The 24,663-nt window shown below is 68.5% G+C and carries 28 protein-coding genes; 11 read left to right on the top strand and 17 right to left on the bottom strand.

From position 1 onward, the window contains the following. Nucleotides 1–32: 32 nt before the first annotated feature. On the bottom strand, nucleotides 33–923 hold the full coding sequence (locus ACYVG2_RS02145; RefSeq protein WP_460779464.1) for a PHP domain-containing protein: 891 nt from the start codon (nucleotides 921–923) through the stop codon (nucleotides 33–35). A gap of 98 nt (nucleotides 924–1,021) precedes the next feature. On the opposite strand from ACYVG2_RS02145, the gene ACYVG2_RS02140 reads away from it, so the two are divergent. Beyond that, the gene (locus ACYVG2_RS02140) at nucleotides 1,022–2,038 is read left to right on the top strand and encodes an endonuclease/exonuclease/phosphatase family protein (RefSeq protein ID WP_448965004.1); all 1,017 of its coding nucleotides are present in this window, start codon (nucleotides 1,022–1,024) and stop codon (nucleotides 2,036–2,038) included. A gap of 94 nt (nucleotides 2,039–2,132) precedes the next feature. Here ACYVG2_RS02140 and ACYVG2_RS02135 read toward each other — a convergent pair whose 3' ends face one another. Beyond that, the gene (locus ACYVG2_RS02135) at nucleotides 2,133–2,522 is read right to left on the bottom strand and encodes a DUF3054 domain-containing protein (RefSeq protein WP_460779463.1); all 390 of its coding nucleotides are present in this window, start codon (nucleotides 2,520–2,522) and stop codon (nucleotides 2,133–2,135) included. A gap of 36 nt (nucleotides 2,523–2,558) precedes the next feature. Here ACYVG2_RS02135 and ACYVG2_RS02130 point away from each other — a divergent pair, with 36 nt between their 5' ends. Both ACYVG2_RS02130 and ACYVG2_RS02125 read left to right on the top strand, forming a co-directional pair. Beyond that, a complete protein-coding gene (locus ACYVG2_RS02130) occupies nucleotides 2,559–3,971 on the top strand; it encodes an aminopeptidase P family protein (protein WP_460779462.1) in 1,413 nt (470 codons plus the stop codon). Further along, on the top strand, nucleotides 3,971–4,612 hold the full coding sequence (locus ACYVG2_RS02125; RefSeq protein ID WP_460779461.1) for a YdcF family protein: 642 nt from the start codon (nucleotides 3,971–3,973) through the stop codon (nucleotides 4,610–4,612). Before ACYVG2_RS02130 ends, ACYVG2_RS02125 begins: the two co-directional genes overlap by 1 nt. Here ACYVG2_RS02125 and ACYVG2_RS02120 read toward each other — a convergent pair. From ACYVG2_RS02120 to ACYVG2_RS02105, 4 genes are all read right to left on the bottom strand, one after another. Further along, nucleotides 4,606–5,271 (bottom strand): SDR family oxidoreductase, encoded by a 666-nt coding sequence (locus ACYVG2_RS02120; protein WP_460779460.1) that lies wholly within the window; start codon nucleotides 5,269–5,271, stop codon nucleotides 4,606–4,608. The two genes, ACYVG2_RS02125 and ACYVG2_RS02120, sit on opposite strands and share 7 nt — an antisense overlap. A 19-nt stretch (nucleotides 5,272–5,290) precedes the next feature. Further along, on the bottom strand, nucleotides 5,291–5,938 hold the full coding sequence (locus tag ACYVG2_RS02115) for an alpha/beta hydrolase family protein (protein WP_460779459.1): 648 nt from the start codon (nucleotides 5,936–5,938) through the stop codon (nucleotides 5,291–5,293). Next, entirely contained in the window at nucleotides 5,935–6,669 is a 735-nt protein-coding gene (locus ACYVG2_RS02110; protein WP_460779458.1) for a DUF4870 domain-containing protein, read from the bottom strand. The genes ACYVG2_RS02115 and ACYVG2_RS02110 overlap by 4 nt, the downstream gene beginning before the upstream one ends. A 70-nt stretch (nucleotides 6,670–6,739) precedes the next feature. Continuing rightward, entirely contained in the window at nucleotides 6,740–7,501 is a 762-nt protein-coding gene (locus ACYVG2_RS02105; protein WP_460779457.1) for a YflT domain-containing protein, read from the bottom strand. 67 nt (nucleotides 7,502–7,568) lie between these two features. On the opposite strand from ACYVG2_RS02105, the gene ACYVG2_RS02100 reads away from it, so the two are divergent. Genes ACYVG2_RS02100 through ACYVG2_RS02085 form a run of 4 tightly spaced genes read left to right on the top strand, consistent with a single transcriptional unit; the run spans nucleotide 7,569 to nucleotide 11,056 of the window. Next, on the top strand, nucleotides 7,569–8,831 hold the full coding sequence (locus ACYVG2_RS02100; protein ID WP_460779456.1) for a magnesium transporter MgtE N-terminal domain-containing protein: 1,263 nt from the start codon (nucleotides 7,569–7,571) through the stop codon (nucleotides 8,829–8,831). Then, on the top strand, nucleotides 8,831–9,385 hold the full coding sequence (locus ACYVG2_RS02095) for a DUF1003 domain-containing protein (protein WP_448965246.1): 555 nt from the start codon (nucleotides 8,831–8,833) through the stop codon (nucleotides 9,383–9,385). Before ACYVG2_RS02100 ends, ACYVG2_RS02095 begins: the two co-directional genes overlap by 1 nt. Beyond that, nucleotides 9,382–10,521, top strand: a complete 1,140-nt coding sequence (locus ACYVG2_RS02090; RefSeq protein WP_460779455.1) for an Mrp/NBP35 family ATP-binding protein — start codon at nucleotides 9,382–9,384, stop codon at nucleotides 10,519–10,521. The genes ACYVG2_RS02095 and ACYVG2_RS02090 overlap by 4 nt, the downstream gene beginning before the upstream one ends. A 31-nt stretch (nucleotides 10,522–10,552) precedes the next feature. Further along, on the top strand, nucleotides 10,553–11,056 hold the full coding sequence (locus ACYVG2_RS02085) for a YcxB family protein (protein ID WP_448965014.1): 504 nt from the start codon (nucleotides 10,553–10,555) through the stop codon (nucleotides 11,054–11,056). A 1-nt stretch (nucleotide 11,057) separates the two neighbouring features. Here ACYVG2_RS02085 and ACYVG2_RS02080 read toward each other — a convergent pair whose 3' ends face one another. Next, entirely contained in the window at nucleotides 11,058–11,462 is a 405-nt protein-coding gene (locus ACYVG2_RS02080) for a Sec-independent protein translocase family protein (protein WP_460779454.1), read from the bottom strand. An 89-nt stretch (nucleotides 11,463–11,551) separates the two neighbouring features. Here ACYVG2_RS02080 and ACYVG2_RS02075 point away from each other — a divergent pair, with 89 nt between their 5' ends. Next, nucleotides 11,552–12,187: an O-methyltransferase gene (locus ACYVG2_RS02075; protein WP_460779453.1), complete on the top strand. Its 636-nt coding sequence runs from the start codon at nucleotides 11,552–11,554 to the stop codon at nucleotides 12,185–12,187. 66 nt (nucleotides 12,188–12,253) lie between these two features. Here ACYVG2_RS02075 and ACYVG2_RS02070 read toward each other — a convergent pair whose 3' ends face one another. From ACYVG2_RS02070 to dapE, 3 genes are all read right to left on the bottom strand, one after another. Then, a complete protein-coding gene (locus ACYVG2_RS02070) occupies nucleotides 12,254–12,421 on the bottom strand; it encodes a DUF3117 domain-containing protein (protein WP_084595462.1) in 168 nt (55 codons plus the stop codon). A gap of 93 nt (nucleotides 12,422–12,514) precedes the next feature. Continuing rightward, nucleotides 12,515–13,732, bottom strand: coding sequence for a hypothetical protein (locus ACYVG2_RS02065; RefSeq protein WP_460779452.1), 1,218 nt, complete (start codon nucleotides 13,730–13,732; stop codon nucleotides 12,515–12,517). Next, complete coding sequence (dapE, locus tag ACYVG2_RS02060) at nucleotides 13,714–14,787, bottom strand: succinyl-diaminopimelate desuccinylase (RefSeq protein ID WP_460779451.1); 1,074 nt, start codon at nucleotides 14,785–14,787, stop codon at nucleotides 13,714–13,716. Before dapE ends, ACYVG2_RS02065 begins: the two co-directional genes overlap by 19 nt. A 56-nt stretch (nucleotides 14,788–14,843) precedes the next feature. Here dapE and dapD point away from each other — a divergent pair, with 56 nt between their 5' ends. Together dapD and ACYVG2_RS02050 are read left to right on the top strand one after the other, a co-directional pair. Next, nucleotides 14,844–15,797, top strand: a complete 954-nt coding sequence (dapD, locus tag ACYVG2_RS02055) for a 2,3,4,5-tetrahydropyridine-2,6-dicarboxylate N-succinyltransferase (RefSeq protein ID WP_460779450.1) — start codon at nucleotides 14,844–14,846, stop codon at nucleotides 15,795–15,797. A gap of 264 nt (nucleotides 15,798–16,061) precedes the next feature. Next, complete coding sequence (locus ACYVG2_RS02050; protein ID WP_460779449.1) at nucleotides 16,062–17,501, top strand: DEAD/DEAH box helicase; 1,440 nt, start codon at nucleotides 16,062–16,064, stop codon at nucleotides 17,499–17,501. A gap of 60 nt (nucleotides 17,502–17,561) precedes the next feature. Here the strand turns inward: ACYVG2_RS02050 and ACYVG2_RS02045 are convergent, their stop codons facing one another. The 6 genes from ACYVG2_RS02045 to ACYVG2_RS02020 form a co-directional block, all read right to left on the bottom strand. Then, nucleotides 17,562–18,857, bottom strand: coding sequence for a citrate synthase (locus ACYVG2_RS02045; RefSeq protein ID WP_448965021.1), 1,296 nt, complete (start codon nucleotides 18,855–18,857; stop codon nucleotides 17,562–17,564). Nucleotides 18,858–19,024: 167 nt separating this feature from the next. Then, nucleotides 19,025–20,137, bottom strand: coding sequence for a succinyldiaminopimelate transaminase (gene dapC / locus ACYVG2_RS02040; protein ID WP_460779448.1), 1,113 nt, complete (start codon nucleotides 20,135–20,137; stop codon nucleotides 19,025–19,027). 6 nt (nucleotides 20,138–20,143) lie between these two features. Next, complete coding sequence (gene fdxA / locus ACYVG2_RS02035) at nucleotides 20,144–20,464, bottom strand: ferredoxin (protein ID WP_188435959.1); 321 nt, start codon at nucleotides 20,462–20,464, stop codon at nucleotides 20,144–20,146. Nucleotides 20,465–20,473: 9 nt separating this feature from the next. Continuing rightward, nucleotides 20,474–20,857: a histidinol dehydrogenase gene (locus ACYVG2_RS02030; protein WP_448965023.1), complete on the bottom strand. Its 384-nt coding sequence runs from the start codon at nucleotides 20,855–20,857 to the stop codon at nucleotides 20,474–20,476. Between the two features lie 40 nt (nucleotides 20,858–20,897). Then, nucleotides 20,898–21,212, bottom strand: coding sequence for an AzlD domain-containing protein (locus ACYVG2_RS02025; RefSeq protein WP_448965024.1), 315 nt, complete (start codon nucleotides 21,210–21,212; stop codon nucleotides 20,898–20,900). Next, nucleotides 21,209–21,922, bottom strand: a complete 714-nt coding sequence (locus ACYVG2_RS02020) for an AzlC family ABC transporter permease (RefSeq protein WP_460779447.1) — start codon at nucleotides 21,920–21,922, stop codon at nucleotides 21,209–21,211. The genes ACYVG2_RS02025 and ACYVG2_RS02020 overlap by 4 nt, the downstream gene beginning before the upstream one ends. A 95-nt stretch (nucleotides 21,923–22,017) precedes the next feature. On the opposite strand from ACYVG2_RS02020, the gene ACYVG2_RS02015 reads away from it, so the two are divergent. After that, entirely contained in the window at nucleotides 22,018–22,563 is a 546-nt protein-coding gene (locus ACYVG2_RS02015; protein ID WP_448965026.1) for a helix-turn-helix domain-containing protein, read from the top strand. A gap of 122 nt (nucleotides 22,564–22,685) precedes the next feature. On the opposite strand, the gene typA is transcribed toward ACYVG2_RS02015, so the two are convergent. Beyond that, nucleotides 22,686–24,599, bottom strand: a complete 1,914-nt coding sequence (gene typA, locus ACYVG2_RS02010) for a translational GTPase TypA (protein ID WP_460779446.1) — start codon at nucleotides 24,597–24,599, stop codon at nucleotides 22,686–22,688. Nucleotides 24,600–24,663: the final 64 nt, after the last annotated feature.

The following is a 24,663-nucleotide window of genomic DNA, read 5'->3' as shown; positions in this document are numbered from 1 at the left end:
CATCCGCCCCACTGTCGTGTGCGGCGCGCTGCTCAGGCGTATCGCGGCTCGGACCCCGTCGCGCGGTCGATGATGCGCGCCACCATCTCGTCTGAGGTGGTGTTCTCCCCCGGCCGATTCGGCTTGCCCGCACCGTGATAGTCGCTGGATCCGGTCACGATCAGATCGTGGGCGGCCGCGAGCTCGCGCAGAATCTTCTTGCCCGCCTCCGTGTTCTCCCTGTGATCGACCTCGAAACCGCCGAGCCCCGCACCGACGAGGCGCTCGATGTACGGGACGGGCATCATCCGATCGCGCCCCGACGTGACGGGATGCGCGATCACCGCCACTCCCCCCGCCCCGGTGATCAGATTCACCGCGGTGAGCGGATCCGGAGCGTAGTGCGGCTCGTAATAACCCTCCCGCGGATGCAGGATGCCGTCGAAGGCAGCAGTGCGATCAGTCACGATCCCACGGGCGACGAGAGCGTCGGCGATGTGCGGGCGGCCGACCGTGGCGTCGCCCACCGTCTGCGCGAGGACATCCGCCCACACGAGGTCGTAGTCGCGGCCGATGTTGCGCACGATCCGCTCCGCCCTGCCGATCCGATCACCGCGGATGCGATCGGTCTCGGCGCGCAGCGCGACGTCGTCCGGATCGAACAGGTAGCCGAGCACGTGCACGCTGCGCCATTCGTACTTCGCGGAGAGCTCCATGCCGGGAATGAAGGTCATGCCGAGGGATCCCGAGGCATCCGCCGCCTCGTTCCATCCCGTGCTGCGGTCGTGGTCGGTGAGTGCGAGGGTGCGGATGCCGTGCGCGTGAGCCTGCCGCACCACTTCGGCGGGAGTCTCGGTGCCGTCCGAGTGGTTGGAGTGCAGATGCAGGTCGTTGGGTCCCGAGAATCTGTGCGCACCGGCGCCCTGCACCGCGTCATCCGTCATCCTCTGAGCGTATCGCGGCGCCTGGTCGGCGACGCCGGTCGCGACGCGCAGCGCTCCGAACCAGAAGATTCACAGTGTGCGGCCATAGGCTCGTGGGGATGTTTCGACTCCTGGGGATCCTGCTGACGGTACTGTTCGCGATCGCGACGGCGATCGTTGTGTGGCCGCAGTTCTTCCAGCTCGAACAGACCTTCCCGTTCGCGCAGCTCGTCGCCGTGCGCGGCGCGGTGCTCGCCGGTCTGCTCGCGATCGCCGTGGTCTCGCTGCTGCTGCTCTTCGCCAGGCCGCTGAGAGGTTTCGCCGCATCCATCCTCATCGTCGCGCTGCTCGGCGCTGCGGCGACCGGAGGGATCGGCCTCATGCGCGGCTTCGGCACGGGTGAGCTTCCTGCGAAGACTGACGCGAGCGTTCGGGTGCTCACCTGGAACACGGCTGGAGAAGCCGTGTCGGCGGAGACGGTCGCCGATGCGATCGTGTCGCAGGAGGTCGACGTCGTCACGCTCCCGGAGACCGCCGAGTCGGTGGGCGAGCGCATCGCGGTCATGCTTCGAGAGCAGGGCCGTCCGATGTGGGTGCATCACGTGCAGTTCGGAGACGTGCCCAACGGCCCGCAGGCGTGGGAGACGACGATCCTCATCTCGCCAGAGCTGGGCGATTACTCCGTGATCGGCTCATCGGAGGACGGCACGAGCAACACGAGCTCGTTGCCCAGTGCCGTCGTGATGCCGGTCAACGGCACAGGACCGACGATCGTCGCGGTGCATGCGGTCGCACCTCGCATCGATGCGATGCAGCGCTGGCAGTCCGACCTGCAATGGATCGCGGACCAGTGCCCCACGGGTGATTTCATCCTCGCCGGCGACTTCAACGCGACGATCGACCACATGGCAGCGCTCGGAGTGGACGGCGGTGACATGGGCTACTGCCGCGACGCCGCCACCCGCACCGGCACCGGCGTGACCGGCACCTGGCCGGAGTCGTTCCCTGAGTTGCTCGGTGCCCCGATCGATCACGTGATGGCGAGCCAGAACTGGGAGCCGACCGGTTCGCTCGTGCTCGACGCGGCCGGCAGCGACCATCGCGCCCTGGTCGTGCAGCTCGATCCGGCCGGCTGAGTTCGCGGCAGCGCAACCGCACGACTCCGGAGAACTGCCCCGAATCCACCCGCAGTCGCATCGATCGAGCGCGATCCGCCGAAGACCTCCGGAGTCATGCGACTGGACGGCGCCGCACCCGCCGCATGATCGCCAGCACGCCGCGCCAGCCGAGCAGGAACAGCGCCAGAGTGAGAGTCGCGACGACGATGAAAGCCAGTGCGGCCCCTTGGCCGGTAGCCTCCCGCAGCGCCAGTCCGCCGATGACCGTGACCGCCCAGACGACGATGCCTGGCAGCATCCGCTCGGTGCGCACGCGGACGACCAGAGCGCTGAGATGGGCGAAGAGCACGGCCGTGAGGAACGGCCAGATCGTGTTCAGCAGGCCCGGAACGTCACTGAACACGCCTTCGGCATGAGAGAGACGCCCGATCACGCAGAACACCGTCACCAGGATCACGTCGATGACGACGACGAGGGCGACGGGCATGCGGTTCTCGGTCATGTTCCCCAGCCTAGGTCGGAGTGAGAGACTGGATGCATGAACACCGGAGAGAGCGACACGATCGCCGAGGCCCCCGTCACGAACCGCAAGCAGCCCTTCCCCCGTGGGTTCCTGGACACGATCTCCACCGGCTGGGCGGAGCGGACCGAGTCGATGCCCGCTGCGCGCCCTCAGGCACCCTACGCGGCTGCTCGACGCGCGAAGCTCTCCGCCGCGTTCCCCGGAAAACGCCTGGTGATCGAGGCGGGCTCGCTCAAGCAGCGCAGCAATGACACCGACTACCCGTTCCGCGCGCACTCCGCGTTCGCGCACCTCACAGGCTGGGCCGCCGACGCCGAACCGGACTCCGTGCTCGTGTTCGAGCCGCGTTCCTCAGACGCAGCGGATGCCGGTCACGACGTGACCCTGTACTTCCGCGAGCGTGCAGACCGCACCACGACCGAGTTCTACGCGGATGCCACGGTCGGCGAGTTCTGGATCGGTCCCCGACCGTCGCTCGCCGGCGTCGCCGCCGACCTGGACGTCGCCACCGATCACCTCGCCGCGTTCGAGGCGGGTGCTGACGACGTCGCTCTCGGCGACGCCGATCTCGACCGCGTCGTGTCGGAGCTCCGGCTCGTGAAGGACGAGTACGAGATCGCGGAGATGCGTCTCGCCGTCGATATCACCGCTCGTGGCTTCGACGACATCATCCACGCACTCCCCGAGGCCGCGACGCACGCGCGTGGTGAGCGGGTCGTCGAGGGCGTCTTCCACCGACGCGCGCGCGAAGAGGGCAACGGCGAGGGCTACGACACCATCTCGGCCTCCGGCCCGCACGCGTGCTATCTGCACTGGACGCGCAACGACGGCGCAGTGGTGCCAGGTGACCTGATCCTGGTGGACGCCGGGGTCGAGGCCGACAGCCTGTACACGGCCGACATCACGCGCACCCTGCCGGTGAACGGAACGTTCAGCGAAGTGCAGCGCAAGGTCTACGAGACCGTGCTCGAGGCAGCCGATGCGGCCTTCGCTGTCGCTCGGCCGGGCGTGAAGTTCCGCGAGGTGCACGAGGCGGCGATGAAGGTCATCGCGACGCGCGTCGCCGAATGGGGTGTTCTGCCGGTCAGCGCCGAGGACGCGCTCGATGCGGATGCCGGCGGCCAGCACCGTCGCTACATGGTGCACGGCACATCGCACCATCTGGGGATCGACGTGCACGACTGCGCTCAGGCGCGCCGCGAGATGTACTACGACGGTGTGCTCGAGGCGGGCATGGTCTTCACGATCGAACCCGGACTCTACTTCCAGATCGACGATCTGACCGTCCCGGAGGAGCTGCGCGGCATCGGCGTGCGCATCGAGGACGACATCCTCCTCACGGAGGACGGCGCCGTGAATCTGTCGGCCGACATCCCCCGCACGGCGGACGACGTCGAGGCGTGGATCGCGCGGGTGCAGAAGGGCTGATGCGCGGACGCCGGAGAGTGACCCGTCTGCTGCGTGCGGGTGCCGTGGCGTATTCGGCACTCGCCGTGTGGGCGGAGATCGTGCACTGGCGGTCGAGCCACCGGCTGCTCGGCACGGCTCCGCGCCTGAGCGCCGCAGCGGACCGGACGGGGAAGGAAGCCGTCGTGGTCCTCGGCTACGGCAATCGCGGTGAGCGGGCGAACTACGTGAACCGTTACCGGGTGCGCGCAGGCATCCGCTCGATCGATCGCACGGCCGACAGTGTGCTCGTCCTGTGCGGCGGGACCGTGCACAGCGAGGTGTCCGAAGCCGAACTGATGGAGCGGTTCGCCCGCGACGAGCTCGAGTACACCGGACGGATCGTGCTGGAGCCCGAGAGCGTCTCGACGTGGCAGAACATCGAGAACGCGATCCCGCTCATCGAGCACGCCGACGCCATCAAGATCGTGTCGAACTCCCCGCACGCCGAGGTGGCGCGTGAATACCTGTGGCAGCAGCGTCCGGATCTCGCCGAACGGCTGGTCCGTGCCGACGAGCACCGCGTCGGCGAGATAGTGCCGATGAAGATCGGGGCCGCTGCGCGGGCGGTGCTGTATCGCTGGAATCCGAAGGATGCTGCCCGGAACGCCGGAGATCAGTAGCGCGCGGAGAACCCGCCGTCGGCATGCAGCAGCTGTCCCGAGACCCATCGGCCCTCCTCCGAGAGGAGGAAGGACACGAAGGCGGCGATGTCGCGGGGTGTGCCGAGGCGGCCCAGCGGGTGCGCCAAGACCAGCTCCTGCGCGAACCCGTCTGCCATCCACCCGGTGTCGATCGGTCCCGGATTGAGCACGTTCGCCGAGATCCCCAGCGGTCCGAGTTCACGGGCGGCGGAGATCACGAGACGGTCCAGTGCCCCTTTCGACGCGCCATAGGGAAGATTGCCCGTGGTGTGGTCGCTCGTGAGCGCCACGACCGCACCGCCGCCAGACGGGATCTGCCGCGCGAACGCCGCGATCAGCAGCAGGCTGGCACGGGCGTTGACGGCCAGATGCGCATCAAAGCTCTCCGCTGTGGTGTCCAGGATGCCCGAGTTCACGTCGTGCGCGTGGCTCAGCACGAGCGCACCGATGGGCCCCCGATCGCGGACGACGTCCGCGACGAGTTCATCCGGGCCCGTGCGTGTGGAGAGGTCGCACGGGAAATCGGCGTCCGCGAGGTCGCTCGTCGCGACCTCCCAGCCGTCGGCGATCAGTCGAGGCACGATGCCTGCGGCGATGCTGTCGACGCGAGCAGCACCGGTGACGAGAGCAAGGGGCATCACGCCATGCTATGAGATCTCAGCGCTCGGCGAACGCCGACACGAGCGGCGCCAGCGAGGCGCCCACGACCTCGGGAGCGCGCTTGTTGCCCTTCACCTCGAAGGAGTGCCCTCCGCCGTCGATCCACTCGACGCGGGCATCGACGCAGGTCGCGACGACCTCCTCGAACTGCGACAGCGGCTGGATGAACGGATCGTTCGAGCCCTCCACGAACAGCTGCGGGACGGTGATCGACGGCAGATGCTCCGCACGCGGCTTCTCCGGCCGACCAGGAGGATGCAGCGGATAACCGAGATAGACCAGTCCATCGACGTCCATCCCCTCGGCGACGGCCATCGTGGCCATCCGCCCGCCGTAGGACTTCCCCGCGGCCCACAATGCCGCCTCGGGATCGAGCGCACGCGCGTGCGCCACCGCCGCACGCCAGGTCGCGATCGCGTGCGCGGCAGGTCCTGGCATCCGCCTCCCCTGCTCCCGGTACGGGAAGTTGAAGCGCAGCGTCGAGAAGCCGATCGCGTTCAGCGCGTCCGTGAAGCCGACCAGGAAAGGATGCTCCATCCCTGCGCCTGCCCCGTGGGCCACGACGACCGTGCCGCGCCCGGACGCCTCCTGCCACTGGGCGGTGACCGTGGTCACACCGTTCGGCAGGGCGACGTCGAAGTTCACGACCGGATGTACGGGATCGCGAACGGCACCCGAAGGACCTTCCCGCCCGACGCCTTTACGGTCCCGACGATGACCAGCACGACGTGCAGGATCGACACAGCGCAGTACACGGTGAACGGGATGCCGAGGGGGAAGAATCCCGTCATGCCCTCCTCGCCGGCGAACTGCACCAGCACGATCACGTGGATGATCAGCAGCACGATCGACACCGTGAGGTACGTGAGCGCCCAGTTCGCCGCGGAGCGGGCATTTTGCCGTGCGACGTCGCCCTTTCGCGCGACCGAGCCGTACACCGACGCCATCACGACCGCGGACACGATCCCGCTCAGGAACGGTATCCCGATGAAGATCAGGAAGCCGAGCGCCCACGAGAGCGTGCCCGTCGAGGGTTTCGGCTGCGGGTATCCGTAGGCCCCCGGCGCACCATAGGAAGCGCCATGAGCGTACGGCTGGCCGGTGGGATACGGCTGCGGCGCCACCGGGTACTGCGGCGCTGCAGGGTACTGCGGCGCCTGCGCACCGTAGTGGGGCTGGGCCGGAGGCGGCGACCCAGGAGCACCGTAGGGCGGCTGCCCCGGCACGCCGTACGCCGGCTGCGGCGGAACACCGTACGCAGGCTGCGCCGGTGCAGCGTACGGCGGCTGCGCCGGAGCGCCATACTGCGGCTGGCCGTGCGCAGGTGGAATCACTCCGCGCTGCGGATCGAAGTCGGAGTCATCAGGCGTGCTCATGTGTGTTCCCTCCCGCGGTCCGTTCCGCGACGCCGATCAAGGGCTGTCGCCGGACGCACCGTGTCGTCCCTCAGGCCTTGTCGTCGTCGTTCCGCTCATCCGCCGGCTCCGCCGCTGGTGCATCCGCCTCTGCCGCGGATTCCGCGGGAGCCGAAGCATCCACCCGCTCTCCGTAGCGCGGCGCCGCGTCGGTCGGCGTGGCGACGACGGGTGCGGGATCAGCCGGACGCGGCGGAACCACATGTCCGCCGATGCGCTCGCCCTCGGCCTGGTCGCGTGCGGCGCTCTTGTCATCCGATTCCGGCGCGATGCGCTCACCGTACCGGGGCGGCTCGTCGAGGTTCGCCGGCGGACGGACGACGGTGGTGCGCTGATCGCCGACCACCTCGCGCGCCTTCGCCAACGACGACGGCAGCACGGTCACCTCGTAATGATCCGCGGCGAGCTGCGTGACGCTCGCGAAGTCGCGGCGACGACGCACGATCGCATAGGTGATGAGGCTCATGATCATTCCGAGCGCGACGCCGATGAACACGAAGCCGACGAAGAGCTGGATCGGCGCGTCGGGGTTGCCGATCACGAGGATCGCCGACAGCAGCAGGCCGATGAGCACGCCGTTCACTGCGCCGGATCGCGCGGCTGCGGCGTACCCGAGACGACCGGTGATCCTCTCGATCGTGCGCACGCCCTGCCCCACGATCGCGATGTCCCGCGCGGGGACCTCACCGGAGATCAGCTTCGACACCGTCTTCTGCGCTGCCTCGTAGTCACGGACGGACGCGACGGTCTCGCCCACGGCTGTGCCGGCGGCCTGGCGGTTCAACATGCTCATCTGCCCATTGTTCCACGCGACGCCCGCACACGCCCGCGATCAGCAGGCCGGAGACTACGCTGGAAGCGTGAGCACACAACGGGTTTTCGTCGCGCGCCTGGCCGGCTGCGCCGTCTTCGACCCCGTGGGCGACCGGCTCGGCAAGGTCCGGGATGTCGTCATCGTGTACCGAAGTACCGGCTCACCCCGCGTGATCGGTCTGGTCGTCGAGATTCCCGGCCGCAGGCACGTGTTCATGTCGATCGGACGCGTCACGTCGATCAGATCGGGCCAGGTCCTCACCACCGGCCTGATCAACGTACGTCGATTCCAGCCGCGTCCCGGTGAAGTGCGCGTGCTCGCCGAGTTGCTCGGCCGTCGGGTCGAACTCACGGACGGCACAGGAGGGGCGGTCATCGAGGACGTCGCGATCGAGCCGAACCGGCTCGGCGAATGGAGCGTCAGCCAGCTCTTCCTGCGCAAGCCGAAGACGAGCGCCTCTCCGTTCGCCAAGGGCCCGACGACGTTCGCGGCATGGAACGAGGTCGCCGAGAAGCGTGCTCCTGGCGAATCGCAGTCCGCGGAGCAGCTCGTCGCGTCGTACTCCGAACTGCACGCCGCCGACCTCGCGACCACGCTGCTCGATCTGCCGCAGCAGCGGATGATCGAAGTCGCCGGCGAGCTCTCCGACGATCGCCTCGCCGATGCCCTGGAGGAGATGCCCGAGGACGAACAGGTGCACATCCTCGACGGTCTCGGCGACGAGCGCGCCGCAGACATCCTCGACCAGATGGAGCCCGACGACGCGGCCGACCTGCTGGCGCAGCTGCCGAAGACGCGCCTCGAGCAACTGCTCGGGCTCATGGAACCGGAGGAGGCCGAGGACGTGCGCACGCTGCTGCGCTACGGCCCCGACACCGCCGGCGGTCTGATGACGACCGAGCCCATCATCCTGTCAGCGGATGCGACGGTCGCCGAGGCCCTCGCCCTCATCCGTCGCCACGAGCTGCATCCGGCTCTCGCCGCAGCGGTGTTCGTCACCCTTCCGCCTTTCGAGACCCCGACCGGCCGGCTGCTGGGAGTCGTGCACTTCCAGCGGATGCTGCGCTATCCGCCCCACGAGCGTCTCGGCGCGATCGTCGACGAGACGATGGAGCCGATCTCCGTGACGGCATCCGCGATCGACACCGCGCGGCTTCTCGCCAGCTACGACCTCGTGTCGCTGCCGGTGGTGGATGCCGCGAATCGTCTCGTCGGCGTCGTGAGCATCGACGACGTGCTCGATTATCTGCTGCCGGATGACTGGCGCACCCAGGATGCCGATGCCGTGCCCGAGGGGGGTGCGCGATGATGGCCAAGGCCGACCGCACCGGACTCGATGCTCCGCTCGGGCGCGGATCCTCGCGCCAGCGTCCCACCTCGCGCGACCGGTTCGGACGGTTCACCGAATGGGTCGCGAGGGCCATGGGCACACCCGCGTTCCTGCTCATCCTCACGTTGTTCTGCGTGGCGTGGATCAGCTGGAACACGCTGCTGCCCGAACCGGTGCGCTTCGACGACGCCGCGCTCGGATTCACCGCTCTGACCCTGATGCTCTCGTTGCAGGCCTCCTACGCCGCTCCCCTGATCCTGCTCGCGCAGAACCGTCAGGATGACCGCGACAGGGTGCAGATCGAGCAGGACCGCCAGCGGTCGGAGCGCAACCTCGCAGACACCGAGTACCTCGCGCGTGAGATCGTCGCGCTGCGCATGGCCCTGGAGGAGCGCAACAACCAGGCGGTGACCAGGGACGTGCTCCGGCAGGAGCTCAAGTCGCTGCTGGCCGATCTCGACGACGAGCGCGATGACGACGCCACCGATGCGGCAGGCGGCACCGCTCCGAGCCGGAACAGTCCACGCAGATGACGCTCGTCGACCGGGTCCGTCAGGCGGTCGGCGCGGTGTCGGATCCCGAACTGCGCCGTCCGATCGGCGATCTCGACATGCTGCGCGAGATCACCGTCGACGGTGAACACGCACGCGTCGGCATCGCCCTGACGATCGTGGGATGTCCTGCCGCTGACCGCATCGAGAGCGATGTCCGCCGCGCCGCGGCATCCGTCGCCGGCATCGCCGACGTGACGGTCGACGTCGGGGTGATGACGCCGTCGGAGCGCAAGGCGCTCACCGAGAAGCTCCGCGACGGCAGGCCGGCACGGCAGATGCCGTTCGGCCCGGATTCCCTGACGCGCGTGATCCTCGTCTCCAGCGGCAAGGGCGGTGTCGGCAAGTCGACCGTCACGGCGAATCTCGCGGTCGCCCTGGCTGCGCGGGGCCTCGCCGTCGGTCTGGTCGACGCCGATGTGCACGGGTTCTCCATCCCCGGTCTGCTCGGGATCCCGGCGGGCACGCAGCCGACGCGCATCGACGACCTGATGCTGCCGCCGGTCGCCCACGGCGTGAAGACGATCTCGATCGGCATGTTCCTGCGCGACGGCGAAGCGGTCGTCGCCTGGCGTGGACCGATGCTGCACCGCACCGTGCAGCAGTTCCTCACGGACGTGTTCTTCGGAGACCTCGACGTCCTGCTCATCGACATGCCGCCCGGCACGGGCGACATCGCGATCTCGATCGGTCAGATCCTCCCCCACGCCGAGGTGCTCGTCGTCACGACGCCGCAGACCGCGGCATCCGACGTCGCGATCCGCAGCGGGCTCGTGGCGAGGCAGACCGGTCAGCGCGTGATCGGGGTCGTCGAGAACATGGCGGCTTTGACGCTCGCGGACGGCACAGTGGTCGACCTGTTCGGTTCGGGTGGAGGGGCGGAGGTCGCCGCCGCGCTCTCGGAGAACCAGGAAGACGCAGCGCCGGTCCCCCACGTACCGCTGCTCGCCTCCATCCCCCTGAGCCCAGCGCTGCGCACGGGCGGCGACAGCGGCGTGCCGGTCGTCCTCGGTGAGCCTTCGGATGCCGCGGCACAGGCCATCAGCGGCCTCGCGGACGCGCTCGCCCATCAGGGCAGAGGGCTCGCGGGCAGGTCCCTGCCGATGTCCCTGTCATGACGGCCAGGCATCGTCGTGAAAGACTCGTGGGGTGACCAGCGATTCCCCTCCGCGCTCCATGACCGTCGACCCTGAGCTGGTGCGCGGCATGACGGCTGACGCGACGCTCTACTCCCTGACCAGACCGCTCGCGCTGATCGCGTACACGGCGCTGCTCGCCGCGTTCGTCCTCAACGCGATCGTGCTCTCGGCCATCGGCGGCGCGGACGAGGAGCAGACGACGACTCTGACGTGGACGCTGGTGGCGATCGCGGCATTCGCCGTCGCGTCGATCGTCTTCACCAGGGCGCAGGTGCGACGCGCGATCTCGGCGGCGATGCCATCGGGTTCCTCGGTAGCGGTGAGCGTCGGGGAGCAGTCGATCAGACTCTTCGCCAAGAACGGGGTCTCCGACATGGCCTATTCGACCTTCCGTGCCGTGCGGGTGGGCCGCCACGCGGCGATCCTGCAGCTTCGCGGCGCATCGGTCGTGACGGCCGTCCCTCGAGCCCTGCTGAGCGATGACGACATCGCCCGGCTGAAATCGAAGATCTGAGTCAGGTCGCCTCGGGGTCGAAAGGCGGAGGCGTCTCGCTGGTGAACGCCGGACGCACCAGCGGGGATCGCGGAGGATCGAGCACGGGCGTCGCCGCACTCGCCACTGCCCCACCGCCCGCGACGGCGGCGGACGTCGCGGCCGCAGGCGCGTCGTCCATCAGCGCGTCGCGGATGATCCGGCGGGGATCGTACTGACGCGGGTCGAGCTTGCGCCAGTCGACGTCGTCGATCTCAGGGCCGATCTCGTCGCGCATCTTGCTCTTGGTGTCGCGGAGGTACTCACCGGCTCTGCGGACGAAGCGCGCGAACGTCTCGGCGGCCTTCGGCAGGCGCTCGGGACCGATGATGACCGCCGCGAGCACACCGATGAGCAGCAGCTTCTCGAAGGTCAGACCGAAATCCATGTACACAGGCTACTACCCGCCGCGCCTGCCTCTGTCTGCCCCCGCTTGCGAATACTCTGAGTCAAGCAGCAATCCACGGGAGCAAGGTCATGAGCGAGAACGACGCGAACGCACGCTACATCCGCGAGGCCATCATCGAGCCCACCGCCATCGCACGCGCGCGGACCCACGCGGTCGAGCTGGGAGCGGCGCCGGTCAGCGCCGCCGTTGGCGCGCAGCTGGCCGTACTGGCCGCAGCCTCCGCCGCACGCTCCATCGTCGAGGTCGGCACGGGCGCAGGAGTGTCAGGGCTCTGGCTGCTGCGAGGGGCACCGCAAGCCGTGCTCACATCGATCGACAACGAGCCGGAGCACCTCGCGGCCGCCCGGCGCAGCTTCAGCGAGGCGAAGGTGCCGCCGACCAAGGCGCGATTCATCACGGGTCGTGCCGCCGACGTCCTGCCGCGCATGAACGAGGCCTCCTACGACATCGTGCTGATCGACGCGGATCCCGAGAACGTCATCGAGTACGTCGAGCACGGACTGCGGCTCGCCCGCACCGGCGGCCTCGTGCTCGTCCCCCGCGTTCTCGCCGGCGGCAGGGCCGCCGACCCCGTGCAACGCGATGCCGTCACCAGCGCCTACCGCTCGCTCGTGCAGGAGACCCAGGAGTCACCCGCGGTGCTCGCGGCGATCTCCGCGGTCGGCGAAGGGCTGCTGCAGCTCGTCAGCGTCCACAGGGACTGACCGACCGCAGACGAAGAAGGGGCGACGGATCGATGATCCGTCGCCCCTTCGAAGTGAGATCGTGAGTCAGCTCACGACGCCTGCCAGCACATCGTGCAGCTCCTTCGCTTCGGCGTCGTTCACGGAGACGACCAGTCGGCCGCCGCCTTCGAGGGGAACGCGCACGATGATGAGTCGTCCCTCCTTCACGGCCTCCATGGGTCCGTCCCCGGTCCTGGGCTTCATCGCTGCCATCGTGGCTCCTTTTCCTCCGGTGGTATGCCCCAAGTTTATCGGTATGCTTCCGCCTCGGTGCGCACAGAGGGCGAATACGTCATGAACGCCCGGTCACGGCACCTGCCAGAACGTGTTGCCGAGCGCATACATGTGATGGATCCAGACCCACTGTCCGAGAAGGCAGAATGCCAGCACCCCGAAGCGGTACACGCGTGACCTCGGCACCGCGACCGCACCCCAGAGCGGGGTGAGCGGCATGAGCAGGCGGAACGTGCTCGACTGCGGGAAGAAGACCGCGAGCAGGTAGAGCAGATAGCTCGCGCTCCACAGACGCAGATCCACGCCGAGCCTGCGCACCTGCGGGGCGAACAGCAGCGCGCCGGCAGCGCCGCCCACGAGTAGTACAAGCGCGACCGGTCCCCACCACACGGGCAGCCCCCATTGCCCGAACCAGAACTGCGCGGCCTGCCACCATCCGTCGAACGGGACGAACCCTCCGCTGTCGATCCCCCAGTTGCGCCGCCACGAGAGCTCGGTCGCGAGGTACGCGCCGGGGTCTCCGGTCACGATGCCGGCGATCGCCTGCCAGGCGAAACCGGTCGCGGTCGCGAGCGCGCCGAGCGCGACGATGTGGATGATCTCGCGTGCGGGCAGCGGATCGGCGCGCCGCCGCGCCCAGCGGAGGATGCCGTACAGGCCGAGATACAGCGCGAACGCGAGCACACCGGGTCGGGTGAACGCCATGAGCACGGTCAGGGGATAGAGCCACGCGAATCGGCGACGCGCGACGAGGTCGAGGGCGATCAGCAGCAGCAGCACGAAGAGCACCTCCGCGTAGCCGACCTGGAACAGCGCCGCGAGCGGTCCCCACGCGAAGAACGTCACCGCCCACAGTGCCGCTGAGCCGCCGATCCGCCCGCGCAGCAATCTGTGCAGCGCAACGCATGCGAAGAATCCCGCGACGAGCGAGATGAGGAGGGCGCCCGCTCCCCAGGATCCGAACGGCAAGCCGATCACCTGCGCCGCGTATGCGTAGAGCGGCATGAACGCCCACGCGTTCTCGGCCACCTGGCCCGATTCCGTCAACGGGAGGACGGAGGGGTACCCTTCCCACGCGACCAGCCAATACCACTGCGCGTCCCAGCCGAGGATGAAGCTCCCGATGCTCGCATCGGCGCCGAAGCGCGACGTCGGTCCTGACAGCGCCGCGGCAAGGCCGAGGAAACCCGTGGTGACCAGCCGCCCGAGGACGTAGATCACCCCGATGCGCGCGATGACGGGCACGCTCGCCCATCGCCGCGCGGCGGAGATCACGGCGCGGTGAGCCACGCCCGCAGGCCCTGCTCCACCGCGTCGATCTGAGCGAGCGGCACCCGCTCCTCGTCATGGTGCGCGAGATGCGGATCGCCCGGTCCGTAGTTCACGGCGGGGACGCCGAGGGCCGAGAAGCGCGCGACGTCGGTCCAGCCGTACTTGGGGCGCGGTTCGGCGCCGACAGCCGCGACGAACTGCTGGGCGATCGGGGCGTCGAGACCGGGTCGCGCCCCGTCGGCCGCATCCGTGATCTCCACCTCGAATCCTTCGAGTACGCCGCGCACGTGCGCCGCCGCATCGGCTGCGGTCTTGCTCGGAGCGAACCGGTAGTTGATCTCGACCTCGCACAGGTCGGGGATCACGTTGCCCGCGACACCGCCGACGATGCGGACGGCGCTGAGGCTCTCCCGATAGGCGAGACCCTCGACCATGACCTCTTTGGCGCGGTACTCGGAGAGGCGGGAGAGGATGGGTGCCACGCGGTGGATGGCGTTCTCGCCGATCCAGGCGCGTGCGCTGTGCGCGCGGACGCCGTGGGTGCGCACGATCGCGCGGAGCGTGCCGTTGCATCCGCCTTCGACCTGGCCGTTGGACGGTTCGCCGAGGATGGCGAAGTCGGCGGCGAAGAGATCGGGACGATCCGCGGCGAGCAGGTTCAGACCGTTGAGGGCGGCGGCGACCTCTTCGTTGTCGTACCACATCCACGTGATGTCGACCACGGGTGCGGTGAGTTCTGCGGCGAGCTTGAGCTGCACCGCCACGCCCGCCTTCATGTCCACCGTGCCGCGGCCCCAGAGATACGGCTCGCCGTCGACCGCGATGTCGCGCGTCGGAACGTTGTCGTTGATGGGCACGGTGTCGATATGCCCGGCGATCACGACGCGCTGCGCCCGGCCCAGATTCGTGCGCGCCACGATGGTGTTGCCGTGCCTGATCACCTCGAGGTGCGCGAGCGGTGCCACAGCCGCCTCGATCGCGTCGGCGAGCGGCGCCTCTTCTCCGGAGACGCTGGGAATGTCGCAGATCGCGCGGGTGAGGTCGGCGGAAGACGCGGTCAGATCGAGCTGCATTCCTCCAGCGTAGTCTTCGGGCGCGTCGGCTTTCGGAAGTTCGGTAGCGTTGAGCCATGAGCAACGCGCGCGCAGTATGGGGTGTCGGACTGTCCACCATCGCCGGGGACGGCACCGTCCTGGATGCCTGGTTCCCTGAGGTCGCCGAGGGCGAACTCGTCGCGGCCGATGCCGCGGCCGCCGCGGAGACGCTGACGGCGCTGGCCGACGTCGACGACCGGCGCAACGTCCGCACCGAACTCGTGCAGGTGCAGATCGACCTCGACGATGCCCCCGCCTCCACGGCGGACGCGTACCTCAGGCTGCACGCGCTGTCGCACCTCGTCGTGCGCCCGAACGACCTGAACCTGGACGGCATCTTCGCGCATCTGCCGAACGTCGCCTGGACCACGGCAGGGCCCATGCTTCCCTCTGATGCGGCGCGGCTGCGTCCGCTGCTGCAGCGCCACAGCATCCAGGTGCAGGGGCTGGACAAGTTCCCGCGCCTCACCGACTACGTCCAGCCCGCGGGCGTGCGCATCGCCGATGCCTCGCGTGTGCGGCTCGGCGCGCACCTCTCCCCCGGCACCACGGTCATGCACGAGGGCTTCGTGAACTTCAACGCCGGCACGCTCGGCGCATCGATGGTCGAGGGACGCATCTCGCAGGGCGTGGTGGTCGGCGAAGGCAGCGACATCGGCGGTGGCGCCTCGATCATGGGCACCCTCTCCGGCGGCGGCACCGTGCGCGTCTCGATCGGCGAACGCACCCTTCTCGGCGCGAACGCGGGTCTCGGCATCGCGCTCGGCGACGACTGCATCCTCGAAGCCGGCGTCTATCTCACCGCGGGCTCCAAGGTCGTACTGGTCGACGGTCCGAACACGGCCGACGGCGGCAAGACCGTCGTGAAGGCCGCCGAGCTCTCCGGGCGCGACGGTCTGCTGTTCTGGCGCAACTCGGTCACCGGAGCGATCGAGGCGAAGCAGCGGGCGGGCGTCGGCGTCACGCTCAACGAAGCGCTGCACGCCTGACGTCTGACGCCTCAGCGGCTCGGTGATCGACCGGGCGGCACAGCGCGCATGCAGCTCGAGGCATGCACGCCTGCTAAGGTTGAGGAGTTGTCCAGATCGTTTTGAGACAACTGCGTCGTCGTCACGGGGTCTTCCCAGACCGTAGCGAGCACAACAGCTCCTCCACCAGTTGGCGTTTCGAACGGCGAACCTCTGCGCACTTCCTGTGCGCGGTCGCCCATCACACGAATCAGACGCGCTGACGCGCGCTCATGGAGTACATCTATGCCTACCTTCCTCGAACTCGGCGTGCCCGCGCCCCTCGCTTCGGTCCTCGCCGCTGACGGCAAGACCGAGGCGTTCGCGATCCAGCGCGACACGCTGCCCGACTCCCTCGCCGGACGCGACCTCCTCGGTCGCGGCCGCACCGGCAGCGGCAAGACGATCGCCTTCGCCATCCCGCTGGTCTCCAGCCTGATCTCCGCCGGCCGCAAGAGCCGCCCCGGTCACCCCCGCGGACTGGTGCTCGCACCGACCCGCGAACTCGCCACCCAGATCGCGGCTGTCGTCGCGCCGCTCGCGGAGGCCGTCGGCCTTCGCGTGACCACCGTCTTCGGCGGCGTCAGCCAGCGTCCGCAGGAGCAGGCGCTGCGCAGCGGCGTCGACATCGTCGTGGCGTGCCCCGGCCGCCTCGAAGACCTCATGAAGCAGAAGGTCGTCTCGCTCGACTCCGTCGAGGTCGCCGTACTCGACGAGGCGGACCACATGGCCGACCTCGGGTTCCTGCCCGGCGTCACCCGCATCCTCACGGCGACTCCCGCCGGCGGTCAGCGTCTGCTCTTCAGTGCGACGCTCGATCGCGGCATCGACTCGCTCGCCAAGCGCTTCCTCTCGAACCCGGTCAGCCACGAGGTCGACGAGTCCAGCGTGCCCGTCGGCGAGATGACGCACCGCGTGCTCGTCACGACCTCCACCGAGCACAAGACCGGCCTCGTCCGCGATCTCGCGTCCGGCACCGGTCGCCGCATCCTCTTCACCCGCACCAAGCACCAGGCGAAGAAGCTCGCGAAGCAGCTCACCGCTGCCGGCATCCCCGCCGTCGACCTGCACGGCAACCTGTCGCAGAATGCCCGCGAGCGCAACCTCAGCGCGTTCTCCGCCGACCCGGCCGACGGCGGCGTGCGCGTGCTCGTGGCAACCGATGTCGCGGCACGCGGCGTGCACGTCGACAATGTCGATCTGGTCGTGCACGTCGACCCGCCCATGGAGCACAAGGCGTACCTGCACCGTTCCGGTCGTACCGCACGCGCCGGCGCTGCGGGAACCGTGGTCACCGTCGTGCTGCCCGAGCAGCGCCGCGATGTGAAGGATCTCCTCCGCAAGGCCCAGATCACCGCAGCGCTGGAAGACGTCAACGCGGGAATCGTGACCGAGCTGGTCGGAGAGCGCGCCGCACACGTGCGTCCTGCTCCCCCGCAGCCGGTCCAGCAGCAGCAGCCGAAGAAGGCCAGGCAGCCGCAGCAGAGCGGCGGACCTGCCTCAGGTTCACCGGCGCGCCGTCGCCGGCGTCCGCAGGGCCAGGGCGGCCAGGGCCAGTCCGCGGCTCAGGGCGACAGCCAGCGCTCCGGACAGCAGGGTCAGCGCTCGCGCGGCCTGCAGGTCGGCCAGCGCGTCGACACGCGCGGCTCGCGCCGTGCGCAGGGCGGCGGATTCCAGGGTCGCTGAGAATCGAGAAAGCCCCGGATGCTCCTTCTTCAGGAGCATCCGGGGCTTTTCTGCATCCGCTCAGCGCGTCGGGAACTGACGCTCGGGGGACCCGGTGTACAGCTGCTGCGGGCGGCCGATCTTGGTCTGCGTGTCGAGGTTCAGCTCGCGCCACTGCGCGAGCCAGCCCGGCAGGCGGCCGATCGCGAACAGGACCGTGAACATGCGCGTCGGGAAGCCCATGGCCTTGTAGATCACGCCGGTGTAGAAGTCGACGTTCGGGTACAGGCGGCGTTCCTTGAAGTAGTCGTCCGCGAGGGCGAGCTCTTCCAGCTCCTTGGCGACGTCGAGCAGCGGGTCGGTGACACCGAGCTCACGGAGCACCTCGTCGGCCGCTTCCTTGACCAGCTTGGCGCGCGGGTCGTAGTTCTTGTAGACGCGGTGCCCGAAGCCCATCAGCTTCACGCCGTCTTCCTTGTTCTTCACGCTCTCCACGAAGCGAGAGACGCTCTGACCCGAGTCGCGGATCTGTCCGAGCATCGTGAGGACGGCCTCGTTCGCGCCGCCGTGCAGCGGACCGGAGAGGGCCTGGATGCCGGCGGAGATCGATGCGAACTGGTTCGCTCCGGTCGAGCCGACCAGGCGCACCGTCGAGGTGGAGGCGTTCTGCTCGTGGTCCTCGTGCAGGATCAGCAGGAGCTCGAGAGCCTTCGACATGACCGGATTGACCTCGTAGGGCTCCGAGTGCACACCGAAGTTGAGCTTGAGGAAGTTGTCGACGAAGCTCAACGAGTTGTCAGGGTAGAGGAAGGCCTGCCCGACGCTCTTCTTGTGAGCGTAGGCGGCGATCACCGGCAGCTTCGCCAGCATGCGCACCATGTTGAGTTCGACGTGCTCGGGGTTGTTCGGGTCGGTCTGGCCCTCGTAGTAGGTCGAGAGCGCGGCGACGGCCGAGGAGAGCACCGACATCGGGTGCGCGGTGTGGGGCAGCGCCGAGAAGAAGTGCTTCAGGTCTTCGTGCAGGAGCGTGTGGCGACGGATGCGGTCGTCGAAGCTCGCGAGCTCATCGGCCGACGGAAGCTCTCCGTAGATGAGCAGCCACGCGACCTCGAGGTAGCTGCAGTTCTTCGCGATCTGCTCGATCGGGTAGCCGCGATAGCGCAGGATGCCCTTGTCGCCGTCGATGAACGTGATCTCGGACTTCGTGGATGCCGTGTTCACGAAGCCGTAGTCGAGGCCGGTGTAACCGGTCTGCTTCGTCAGCGTCGAGAAGTCGATGCTGTCGTTGCCCGCCGTGCCACGAAGTACTGGGAATTCCGCTGTGGTTCCACCGATCGTGAGAGTCGCCTTCGCCTGCTGATCTCCCGCTGCACTCACGCGGTCCTCCTTGTACGTCTTGCTCGACCTGTCGGTCTGATTCGTCGAGGGCGATGCATGGCGCTGAGCGCCTGGTCGGATCTCGACCGAATCGCCTTTACAGCCTAGTCGTCGTATCGGCCTACTGTGACATCCACCAAGAGATGGCGGCAGTTCACCGTGGGAATCTACAGTGCGGCCGCGTGCAACCGTCGCGCCGCTGCTTCGACGCGCTCGATCGGCGCCGTCAGCGACAGCCTCACGTGCTGGTCGGAGTCCGCACCGTAGAACGGGCCGGGACCCGCCAGGATGCCGAGATCGGCCAGGCGACCCATCGATTCCCAGGCGTCCTTGCCCTCGGACGACCACAGGTACAGCCCTGCCTCCGAGCCGTCGATGCGGAATCCCGCAGCCTGCAGCGCAGGGCGGAGCAGCTCCCGCCGCGCCCGGTACAGCTCCTTCTGAGCGACGACATGCGCGTCGTCCCCGAGTGCCGCTGTCATGGCTTGCTGGACGGGAGCCGGGGGCATGAGGCCGAGATGCTTGCGCGCCGTGAGCAGATCGCCGACGACGCGCGCGCATCCGGCCACGAAGGCGGCGCGGTAGCCGGCGAGGTTCGACTGCTTGCTGAGCGAGTACACGCTGAGCAGCCCGCTGCGGGTGCCACCCGTCACGCGGGGGTCGAGCACTGACGGCACCGGCTCCTCTGCCCATCGACCATCCCAGCCCAGTTCGGCGTAGCACTCATCGCTCGCGAGGACTGCGCCCAGTTCTCGGGCCCGCTGCACGGCGGCGGAGAGCTCGTCGACGGTCCAGGTACGCCCGTCCGGGTTTCCCGGCGTGTTGATCCAGATGAGCCGGGCGCCTTCGGGCCAGCGTGCAGGATCGTCTTCCGCCACGGGTGTCGCGCCGGCGACGCGGGCGCCGACCTCATAGGTCGGATAGGCCACCCGTGGGAAGACCACGATGTCGCCGTCGCCGAGGCCGAGCAGAGTGGGCAGCAGAGCTACCAGCTCCTTGGAGCCGATCGTGGGCATCACGTTGTCGACCCTCAGATCCGGCACGCCCCGTCGCCGTGCGTACCAGTCGACGATCGCCTCGCGCAGAGCGGGCGTGCCTACGGTCTGCGGGTACGAGTGCGCGTCGGTCGCCTCCGCCAGCGCGCGGCGGATGACCTCCGGCGTCGGATCGACGGGCGATCCGATCGACAGATCGACGAGACCATCCGGATGCTGCGCGGCGCGCTCACGGTAAGGGACGACCGCGTCCCAGGGGTACTCGGCCAGATCGTGGACGCCCACAGCGGCTTACTCTCCCTGCGGGGGAAGAGCGGCGATGATCGGGTGGTCGTACTTGATGACGCCCACCTTGGCCGCACCACCGGGCGATCCGACCTCGTCGAAGAACTCGACGTTCGCCTTGTAGTAGTCCGCCCATTCCTCGGGCAGGTCATCCTCGTAGTAGATCGCCTCGACGGGGCACACCGGTTCGCACGCACCGCAGTCGACGCATTCGTCCGGGTGGATGTACAACGAGCGCTCGCCCTCGTAGATGCAGTCAACGGGGCACTCGTCGATGCAGGCACGATCCTTGACATCGACGCACGGGAGAGCGATCACATACGTCACCGCTCCAGTCTACGACCCGTCGGCTGTGGTCTGCCTCGGCAGGCGCTTCAGGTTCGGCCAGGCGATCACGAGCAGCGCGATACCGGCGACGAGATAGATCCAGATCTGGCCGATCGGCGTGTTCGGGACGATCACCGAACCACCGGGTCCAGGACCGGAGATGAGCATCACCATGCCCAGCATCCCCAGCGCCGTGGCGACGGTCGCACCGCGATCATGCGTCAGAGCACGCACCGCCACCAGGAGTGCGGCACAGGCGATGGCGGCGACGATCATCCCGAGCGGGATCACGCCCCACATGAGGCTGTGCGCGATGGTTCCCGCCGTTCCGTATACGACGCCCACCAGCGCGGCGGCAAGCCAGGACAGTCCACGGGAGATCCAGTTCGGCACTCCCCCACTTTACGCGCCAGTGCCGCCGATCCGCGTACCCTCAGACCGCCCAGCCGACCAGGCGCAGCAGCGCTGCCACGGCCGCAGCGGCGATGACGACGACGAGGAACGACTGTCGCATGTACAGGAGCCCCGCGGCGACCAGCACGGCGGGGATGCGCGCATCGACCACGACCGCCTGTCCGTCGCCCAACGTCTGCACGGCGACGAGCGCAGCGAGCAGCGCCACCGTCAACAGGTCGGAGATGCGGGCGGGACGAGGCGCCTCGAGCAGATGCGAAGGGATCAGGTAGCCGAACGCCTTCAAGGCGACGCAGATGCAGGCGGCCAGCAGCACCGCGCTCCAGACGCTCATGCGCTCGCCTCCGGCGCAGGGCTCGTCGTTCTGATGTCGTCGCGGCCCAGCCAGTTGAACCAGCCCCCCACTATCGCGACCACGGCCGCCACGAGCACTGGCAGCCCCGGCATCATGACGGGGGTGAGCGACGCGGCGATGACCGCCGCGGCCACGCCCACGGCGATCGCCTGCCGCTGCTTGAGCCGTGGCCAGAGCAGTGCGAGGAAGGCGGCTGCTGCCGCGGCATCCAGACCCCACGACTTGGGGTCGCCCAGCACATCGCCCAGGAGTGCACCGAGGAGCGTCGTGATGTTCCAGCCGATGAAGACGCCGAGTCCTGTGACCCAGAAACCCAGCCGGCTCAGCGCTGGAGTGCCCTGCGAGATGGCGACGGCGGTCGATTCGTCGATCGTGATCTGCGCTGCGGCAGTGCGGCGCCAGAATCCGCTTCCGATGATCGGGGACATGCGCATGCCGTATGCCAGGTTGCGCACACCCAGCAGTGCGGCCGAGGCGATCGCCGACGGCAGTGCGGCGATCCCTCCCGCCCCGAAGACGCCGATGAACGCGAACTGCGATCCGCCGGTGAACATCAGCAGGCTCAGCACACTGGTCTGCCAGATGTCGAGGCCGGACGCCACCGCAAGCGCGCCGAACGAGATGCCGTAGGCGCTCGTGGCCACGGCGACGCCGAGCCCTTCGCGCCAGACTTCGCGCCGCTGTGACATGCCGCTTCCCGTTCGCTTCGGTGAACACCTGTCGACCATTCTGAACACTTCGGCGCCGCTAGTCAAAGCGAACGATCGTTTGACATACTGAACGGATGGAACTCGCCTCCCGGATCGGTCGCGCGCTGCGCCGCGAGCGCGAATCCGCCGGCATCAGCATCTCCGAACTCGCACGTCGCGCCGGCGTCTCCAAAGCCACGGTGTCGCAGCTGGAGACCGGCACTGGCAACCCCAGTGTCGAGACGCTCTGGGCGCTCGGAGATGCGCTCGGCATCCCGTTCGCCGTGCTGGTGGATCAGCCGGCGAACGCCCCGACGCTGATCCGTGCAGACGAGCTCGACGGTGTGCCGTCTGCGGCCGCGCCGTACAGTGCGACGCTGCTCTCTGCGAGCCCGCCCGGCGCGCGCCGCGACCTCTACGTGATCCGCGCGGAGCCGGGCGAGCCCCGGCGCTCGATGCCGCACCACAGCGGCACGACCGAGCACGTCATCCTCATGGCGGGTGCCGCGGACATCGGCCCTGCGGGCTCGCCGGTCCGACTCTCCCCTGGCGACTACCTGTCATATGCGGGCGATGCCCCGCACGTGTTCGAGGCGCTGGAGCCCGGCACGAGTGCGGTGCTCATCTCCGAGCTCCGCTGAGCAGCATCCGCTGTTACCTCCGCCACGCACGTCGACGCCCCCTCCACGCATCGACGCCCCCTCCGCCGAACACGTCTGAGAGGGGGCGTCGGCGGCCAGAGGGGGCGTCAGCGCGGAGGCTGTTACGCGTTGGCGTCCTGACGCTTCAGACGCGAAGCCTCGCGACCGCGCACGGTCGCGTCGAGGTTGACCTTGCGGATGCGCACGACCTCGGGAGTGACCTCGACGCATTCGTCGTCACGGGCGAACTCGAGGCTCTCCTCGAGGGTCAGCTGGCGCGGGGGCGTCATCGACTCGAAGGTGTCGGAGCTCGCCGCACGCATGTTGGTGAGCTTCTTCTCCTTGGTGATGTTCACGTCCATGTCATCGGCGCGCGAGTTCTCGCCGATGACCATGCCCTCGTAGACCTCCTGCGTGGGCTGGACGAAGAACGACATGCGCTCCTGCAGGGCGATCATGGCGAACGGGGTGACGACGCCCTGACGGTCGGCGACGATCGAGCCGTTCTGACGCGTGGTGATGTGACCCGCCCACGGCTCGTAGCCGTGCGAGATGGCGTTGGCGATGCCGGTGCCGCGCGTCGTGGTGAGGAACTCGGTGCGGAAGCCGATCAGGCCGCGCGAAGGCACGATGAACTCCATGCGCACCCAGCCGGTGCCGTGGTTGATCATGTTGTCCATGCGCCCCTTGCGGGCCGCCAGCAGCTGCGTGATCGCGCCGAGGTACTCCTCGGGAGCATCGATCGTGAGGTGCTCGAACGGCTCGTACGTCTTGCCGTCGACCTTCTTCGTGACCACCTGCGGCTTGCCGACGGTGAGCTCGAAGCCCTCGCGACGCATGTTCTCGACGAGGATGGCGAGGGCCAGCTCGCCGCGGCCCTGCACCTCCCATGCGTCGGGACGTCCGATGTCGACGACCTTGAGCGAGACATTGCCGATGAGCTCGCGGTCGAGGCGGTCCTTCACCATGCGGGCGGTGAGCTTGTGGCCCTTGACCTTGCCCATCAGCGGCGAGGTGTTGGTGCCGATCGTCATCGAGATCGCGGGGTCGTCGACGTGGATCTGGGGCAGCGGGCGCACATCCTCGGGGTCGGCGATGGTCTCACCGATCGTGATGTCCTCGAAGCCGGCGATCGCGACGATGTCGCCGGGGGCCGCGCTCTCGGCAGGGTAGCGCTCGAGCGCACGGGTCTTGAGCAGCTCGGTGATGCGCGCGTTGCTGGTGGTGCCGTCGGCGCGCACCCAGGCCACGGTCTGACCCTTCTTCAGGGTGCCGTTGAAGACGCGCAGCAGCGCGAGGCGGCCGAGGAACGGGCTGGAGTCGAGGTTCGTGACCCAGGCCTGCAGCGGAGCCTCGTCGTCGTACGACGGCGCGGGGATGTGCTCGAGGATCGCCTCGAACAGGGGCTCGAGGTCGTCGTTGTCCGGGAGCGAGCCGTTCTCCGGACGGTTGCGCGACGCCGCACCGGCGCGGCCGGAGGCGTAGACGACCGGCACGTCGAGCAGCGCGTCGACGTCGAGGTCGGGCACGTCGTCCACGAGGTCGGATGCGAGGCCCAGCAGCAGGTCGTGCGCTTCCTCCTCGACCTCGGGAATGCGCGCGTCGGGACGATCTGTCTTGTTGACGAGGAGGATCACCGGCAGCTTCGCCTCGAGCGCCTTGCGCAACACGAAGCGGGTCTGCGGCAGCGGACCTTCGGACGCGTCGACGAGCAGCACGACGCCGTCGACCATGGACAGACCGCGCTCGACCTCGCCACCGAAGTCGGCGTGGCCCGGGGTGTCGATCACGTTGATCGTGATGTCCTGGCCGTTGGAATGGGCACCCTTGTAGGTGATCGCGGTGTTCTTCGCGAGGATCGTGATGCCCTTTTCGCGCTCGAGGTCGTTCGAGTCCATGGCGCGTTCGTCCACATGCGCGTGCTCGCCGAACGAGCCCGTCTGGCGCAGCATGGCGTCCACGAGCGTGGTCTTGCCGTGGTCGACGTGCGCGACGATAGCGACATTGCGGAGGTCAGAGCGAAGGGCGTGCGCCATGCAAGTTTCCTAAAAGGGAGGGGAAATGCCGGGATGCCGACGGTACAGGATATCGCACGATGGC

This window comes from Microbacterium shaanxiense (assembly GCF_054779995.1).
The sequence above is the reverse complement of the archived record's forward strand: the minus strand, read 5'-3'. Positions and strand labels throughout refer to the sequence as shown.

Excerpts from the sequence above, each read along its gene's own strand:
- ACYVG2_RS02145 (WP_460779464.1), bottom strand. The coding sequence starts at position 923 with ATGACGGATGACGCGGTGCAGGGCGCCGGTGCGCACAGATTCTCGGGA.
- ACYVG2_RS02140 (WP_448965004.1), top strand. The coding sequence starts at position 1,022 with ATGTTTCGACTCCTGGGGATCCTGCTGACGGTACTGTTCGCGATCGCG.
- ACYVG2_RS02135 (WP_460779463.1), bottom strand. The coding sequence starts at position 2,522 with ATGACCGAGAACCGCATGCCCGTCGCCCTCGTCGTCGTCATCGACGTG.
- ACYVG2_RS02130 (WP_460779462.1), top strand. The coding sequence starts at position 2,559 with ATGAACACCGGAGAGAGCGACACGATCGCCGAGGCCCCCGTCACGAAC.
- ACYVG2_RS02125 (WP_460779461.1), top strand. The coding sequence starts at position 3,971 with ATGCGCGGACGCCGGAGAGTGACCCGTCTGCTGCGTGCGGGTGCCGTG.
- ACYVG2_RS02120 (WP_460779460.1), bottom strand. The coding sequence starts at position 5,271 with ATGCCCCTTGCTCTCGTCACCGGTGCTGCTCGCGTCGACAGCATCGCC.
- ACYVG2_RS02110 (WP_460779458.1), bottom strand. The coding sequence starts at position 6,669 with ATGAGCACGCCTGATGACTCCGACTTCGATCCGCAGCGCGGAGTGATT.
- ACYVG2_RS02105 (WP_460779457.1), bottom strand. The coding sequence starts at position 7,501 with ATGAGCATGTTGAACCGCCAGGCCGCCGGCACAGCCGTGGGCGAGACC.
- ACYVG2_RS02095 (WP_448965246.1), top strand. The coding sequence starts at position 8,831 with ATGGCCAAGGCCGACCGCACCGGACTCGATGCTCCGCTCGGGCGCGGA.
- ACYVG2_RS02090 (WP_460779455.1), top strand. The coding sequence starts at position 9,382 with ATGACGCTCGTCGACCGGGTCCGTCAGGCGGTCGGCGCGGTGTCGGAT.
- ACYVG2_RS02080 (WP_460779454.1), bottom strand. The coding sequence starts at position 11,462 with ATGGATTTCGGTCTGACCTTCGAGAAGCTGCTGCTCATCGGTGTGCTC.
- ACYVG2_RS02075 (WP_460779453.1), top strand. The coding sequence starts at position 11,552 with ATGAGCGAGAACGACGCGAACGCACGCTACATCCGCGAGGCCATCATC.
- ACYVG2_RS02070 (WP_084595462.1), bottom strand. The coding sequence starts at position 12,421 with ATGGCAGCGATGAAGCCCAGGACCGGGGACGGACCCATGGAGGCCGTG.
- dapE (WP_460779451.1), bottom strand. The coding sequence starts at position 14,787 with ATGCAGCTCGATCTGACCGCGTCTTCCGCCGACCTCACCCGCGCGATC.
- dapD (WP_460779450.1), top strand. The coding sequence starts at position 14,844 with ATGAGCAACGCGCGCGCAGTATGGGGTGTCGGACTGTCCACCATCGCC.
- ACYVG2_RS02050 (WP_460779449.1), top strand. The coding sequence starts at position 16,062 with ATGCCTACCTTCCTCGAACTCGGCGTGCCCGCGCCCCTCGCTTCGGTC.
- ACYVG2_RS02025 (WP_448965024.1), bottom strand. The coding sequence starts at position 21,212 with ATGAGCGTCTGGAGCGCGGTGCTGCTGGCCGCCTGCATCTGCGTCGCC.
- ACYVG2_RS02020 (WP_460779447.1), bottom strand. The coding sequence starts at position 21,922 with ATGTCACAGCGGCGCGAAGTCTGGCGCGAAGGGCTCGGCGTCGCCGTG.
- ACYVG2_RS02015 (WP_448965026.1), top strand. The coding sequence starts at position 22,018 with ATGGAACTCGCCTCCCGGATCGGTCGCGCGCTGCGCCGCGAGCGCGAA.
- typA (WP_460779446.1), bottom strand. The coding sequence starts at position 24,599 with ATGGCGCACGCCCTTCGCTCTGACCTCCGCAATGTCGCTATCGTCGCG.